This window comes from Mycobacterium sp. Marseille-P9652 (assembly GCF_902652685.1).
GTDB lineage: Bacteria > Actinomycetota > Actinomycetes > Mycobacteriales > Mycobacteriaceae > Mycobacterium.
On record NZ_CACRUY010000115.1, the window covers coordinates 1 to 3,220 of the forward strand.

3 protein-coding genes are annotated in these 3,220 nt (G+C 65.7%); 1 reads left to right on the top strand and 2 read right to left on the bottom strand.

Features of this window, described 5'->3' with window-relative positions; translation table 11 throughout:
* Positions 1-1,801 (top strand): alkaline phosphatase family protein (locus GPY60_RS26320; protein ID WP_156690632.1); only part of this gene is annotated, 1,801 nt, incomplete at its 5' end.
* Between the two features lie 32 nt (positions 1,802-1,833).
* On the opposite strand, the gene GPY60_RS26325 is transcribed toward GPY60_RS26320, so the two are convergent.
* Positions 1,834-2,505: a hypothetical protein gene (locus GPY60_RS26325; RefSeq protein WP_231639843.1), complete on the bottom strand. Its 672-nt coding sequence runs from the start codon at positions 2,503-2,505 to the stop codon at positions 1,834-1,836.
* 64 nt (positions 2,506-2,569) lie between these two features.
* Positions 2,570-2,869, bottom strand: a complete 300-nt coding sequence (locus tag GPY60_RS26330) for a hypothetical protein (RefSeq protein ID WP_156690633.1) — start codon at positions 2,867-2,869, stop codon at positions 2,570-2,572.
* Positions 2,870-3,220: the final 351 nt, after the last annotated feature.

The following is a 3,220-nucleotide window of genomic DNA, read 5'->3' on the forward strand; positions in this document are numbered from 1 at the left end:
GGATGGCGGGTCGCTGTTGGGTGATGGCGGGCCCGGCGGCCCCGGCGCGGATGCCGCTCCCGGATTCGGCGGCGGAAGCGGCGGAAGCGGCGGCCGAGCCTTCCTCGTCGGTGATGGCGCCAACGGCGGCAACGGCGGCAATGCGGCGACCCTCGCGCTGCTGGGTGACCCCGGCACCGTCGGTACGGGCGGAATACTCTTGGGCCGCAACGGGATTCCCGGGCTGCCGATGAGCCAGAACCTACTGGTCAACCCCGGTTTCGAAATCGCCAGCCCGTCCGGGTCGGGCTTCAGCTCGGTGACCATCCCGGGCTGGACGGTGGACGGCACTCCCACCGTGATCAGTTACGGGACCCCGCGCGGTTATCCCGGGCCGTTCTCCATCCCGGATCTTCCCGGCTTCCTCAGCTTCCCGGGCACCCCCCCTCCGGGCGGCGGAAACAATTTCGCCGGCGGCGGACCCGTGGGCTCGTCGAGCATCAGCCAGGTCGTCGACCTCAGCGCCGCGTCCGCCAAGATCAATACCGGCAGCGTGCCGTACACGCTCAGCGGAATGCTCGGCGGTTACCTCGTGGACCCGTCTTCGACCTCCGTGCAGGTCACCTTCCTCAACTCCAGCGGGGTTGCCCTGGGCACCGGCTCGATCGGGCCGGTGACCGCCCTGGATCGACTGGGCATCACCGGTTTCCAGCCCCGGGACATCTCCGGAACGATTCCGGCGGGCACCACCAAGGCCGTCGTGACGGCGAACTTCACCGATCACAACCCGGTCCTCGGCAACTACAACAACGCGTACGTCGACAACCTGTCGTTCACCGTCGGCGACCCGAGCCTCACACCGGCGACACTCGCCCCGCCCACCGCCCACGTCGGGCAACTCGATCACGTGTTCTTGATCTACATGGAGAACCACGGCGTGGGCGACATCCTCGGCAGCCCCAACGCGCCGTACATCAACGCGCTGATCAACACCTACGGCTATGCGAACAACTACTACGCCCTGGGTCACCCCAGTGACCCGAACTACTTCCGAATCCTGGGCGGAACCGATTACGGCATCGACGTCAACCCGCCCCCCAACACCATCTACGGAACCAACAACCTCATCCATGAAATGGATACGTCCGGCGTGAAATGGGTCGGCTACGCGCAGAGCATGCCCTACCCGGGCGCGATCGTGTCGTCGGGTGACTACTCCGTCGACCAACTTCCGTTCGCCATTTTCAACTACGTCTACGGCAACCCCGACCCCACCTATCTGCCGACGCACCTGCTTCCGCTGGACCAGCTGGGCACCGATCTGAAGACCCCGGCCACCGCGCCACGATTCGCGTGGCTGGCCGCCAACGAGGCGAACAACATGGAGGGACCCGTCGACATCCCGTTCGGCGCTGCGAATTTCGTCGGCAGCCAGCTCACGACGCACCAGTACAACATCGCGGCCGGCGACCAATTCGTGCAACAGCAGGTATCCACGATCCAGGCCTCGAACACGTGGACGGACCCGACCCAGAGGGATGCGATCATCATCACGTGGGACGAGGACTACAACAACCTCTCACTCGGAATCGGCAACGAGGGCAACCACATTCCGATGATCGTCATCCCCAACCAGGGCGCCATAGACGCCCCGACCGGCGGCATGCTGTCCGGCCACTTCGTCACCAACTCTTACTACAACCACTACAGCCTGATGCGCACCCTCGAATACGCGCTGGGGACTGCGCCGAACACTCCCCTCGCCCCGATCACGTTCAACGACGAGTTCGCCACCACCATGAACGACTTCTGGAAGCCGTGACCCCCGCGGCCCGGCGTGGGTGCCAACCGAAGTCAGAAGTCGATCCCGTATCCGCCGCGCAGGTCTTTGTGGGCGGCTTCCAGAGTGCGATCGCATAGGTCCACGAGCGCGTCAACGTCGAGATCGGACTCCCTGCCCAGTCTTTCCAGCCACCCCGTCTCTATCTTCCTCAGCTCCGACCACTTGAGCTCGCCCTCGTAATAGACGGTGGTGTCCTCCCGCGGCGGAGGGCACGCCGTCGTCTGCGCCAATTCGCGCTTGCACGAATCCAATTGAGTGAGTGAGTACCCGTGTTCGCGGAACTGGCGATCCCACTCATCGAGGAGCAGACTGACCAGGTCGCGCACCGGTGGCGCGGCGTAGACCATCAGCTCGGCGACCCCGTCGTCGAGGCCGAGGCGCATGCGAAAGTCGTATAGCTCGCGGAGAGCCTCGGCGCGCCGCTGGCTGGCGAGTTCCTCGGCGGTGCCGGTGCCCTGGTACTGGGCCGCGCGCTTGACGTAGATGGTCGCGGAGATCAGCGACTTCAGCACCGCCTTCTTGTCGTCGGCGGCCCGCTTCTCGAAGTCGAGCACGCGTTCGTGGAGGCGGTCCTGCTCCTTGTTCCTCGCGTCGATGCGCTTCGTCCAGATCGCGACGGAGGCGCTCGAGATCACGGAGGCGAGGGGGACGAGCGCGTTGCCGATCAACGTCATCCAGTTCATTGATCGACCATAAGCTCAGAGTTCACCGGCACGCAGCGAAACGCAGATGCCGGAAAACCCGTCGCTACTGCGTTTCGCGGAGGGAATCCAGGCGCTGCGTCACCCGCGCCAAGGCCTCGTCGAGGACCTCCACCTTTTCGCCACGTCGTTCGCTGGCCGGCTGGGCGGCGCCGCGCGCGCCTTCAGCCGCCACGCGGGCCGCGCCCTGCCGTCGCAGCAGACTGAAGTTCTTCTCGCGGGCACTCCTGAGCCGGCTCTGAAGATCCTTCAGCTGCTTCTCATCCATGCGTTCCAGAGCTTCAGGATGGCTTTCGCCGACCAACGAGGCTTCTTGCTGGGTCAGGTTCACATGGTGGTTGCTCACCGTATTGTCATAGCCTGCGCCGGCCACGCGGCGCGACCATTCGTGGACGGGACCGCCGAACCGTCACGCCTGGGCCACCTCACGTTCACCACATTTCCTGGCTCAGGCGCGTCGCGGCGGGTGCCGTGCCGGTCCCGGACTCGTAGCAGATCCGAGGACCATCGACCCTATGATCGCGGCATTGCGCTGGCGCACACTCCACCCCAGATGCGTCGAAATCGCGAGACGAAGGAGACGGGCGCCATGTGTGGGTTGGGGTGGGGGTGGCACGGCATGGGGCGGGGGGGGGGGGGGGTCGGGGTGTACATCGCCTTGGCGGCGGGTTTTGTGGGCGGGGGCGTGGCGGGGGGG